The 731-nt window shown below is 60.9% G+C and carries 2 pseudogenes; both read left to right on the top strand.

The annotated features are described in order from the left end of the window. Nucleotides 1-216 (top strand): annotated as a pseudogene (locus WFM46_RS23775) (type I glyceraldehyde-3-phosphate dehydrogenase); the annotation flags it as partial. A 103-nt stretch (nucleotides 217-319) separates the two neighbouring features. After that, a pseudogene (locus WFM46_RS23770) lies at nucleotides 320-731 on the top strand (alpha/beta hydrolase); the annotation flags it as partial.

Below are 731 nucleotides of genomic sequence, written 5' to 3'. Positions count from 1 at the left end.
GCCACCGAGGGCAACGAATCCTTCGGCTATACCGATGAGGAGATTGTCTCGTCCGATGTGATCGGCAGCCACTTTGGGTCGATATTCGATGCCACCCAGACCGAAGTCACCGAGGCGGGCGATGTCCAGCTGGTGAAAACCGTCGCCTGGTACGACAACGAATATGGTTTTGTCACCCAGCTGGTGCGGACCCTGGATAAGTTCGCGGCGCTGTAATCACCCTGCGGACAGCCAGGCTGTCCGCAACCTGTGAAACTGTTCAGGTTTTCATTCCGTTAACCCTGCTATAACAAACGCTTTCCAGAGAGGGAGCGTTAACATGGAAGCACTCAGCCGCGAAACACTCGAACAGAATATGGCCCACGCTGTTAGCCGTTCGGCCACGTTGACCATCTGGCCCGATAATGAAGCCCCGGGCGCACAGACCAGCGACGCCGTCTTTACTCCGGAACCCCACCACACCGGTACCTCCCACTTTGATCGCGCCGTCACCGGCATCCGCGCCCCGGAGATAACCGTCTATGCCCCGAGCAAACCTAACGGGGTGGGCATCCTGGTGACGCCGGGCGGGTCATACCGCCGCGTGGTGCTGGATAAAGAGGGCAGCGCGCTGGCCTCCTTCTTTAACGCCCGCGGCTACACCCTGTTTGTGATGACCTACCGCATGCCGGGGGATGGTCATGAAGAGGGGGCCGACGCGCCGCCGGCCGACAGCCAGCGCGCCATGCGGG

Origin of the sequence: Leclercia sp. M50, assembly GCF_037150775.1 — a bacterium.
Classification (GTDB): Bacteria; Pseudomonadota; Gammaproteobacteria; order Enterobacterales; family Enterobacteriaceae; genus Enterobacter.
Note: the sequence above shows the minus strand (reverse complement) of the source record. Positions and strands in the feature narration are given on the sequence as shown.